Source organism: Pseudoalteromonas sp. S3178 (assembly GCF_005886985.1).
Lineage (GTDB): Bacteria > Pseudomonadota > Gammaproteobacteria > Enterobacterales > Alteromonadaceae > Pseudoalteromonas > Pseudoalteromonas carrageenovora.
The window spans coordinates 1-282 of sequence record NZ_PNCW01000565.1 but is presented as its reverse complement, the minus strand read 5'-3'; the positions used below and the strand labels follow the sequence as shown (position 1 = coordinate 282).

At 42.9% G+C, this 282-nt stretch carries 1 pseudogene; it reads right to left on the bottom strand.

Annotated elements, in window-relative coordinates:
- A pseudogene (locus tag CWC11_RS22235) lies at positions 1 to 282 on the bottom strand (hypothetical protein); the annotation flags it as partial.

The window sequence follows — 282 nt, the reverse complement described above, 5'->3', positions numbered from 1 at the left end:
ACTTGCTGTGCATTGCCAATAAATGCGTTGCCCCTAAGGCCTGCAACAATAAGTTGGTTATCTGATGTTTGATCAACAGCAAAAAATGAGCCACGATAAAAAGGCTCAAATTTTTGCCATGTTTTTCCTAAGTCATCACTTTGTGCCACAAGTCCCATTTCACCGGCAAGATACATCATGCCTTCGGCGATTAACAGGCGATTAAAATGGGGAAGAATAAATGCCGTTTCTTGTTCGTATGCCGCGGGGTCTTGCTCTTTTAAATCGGCTAAGTAGTCGACA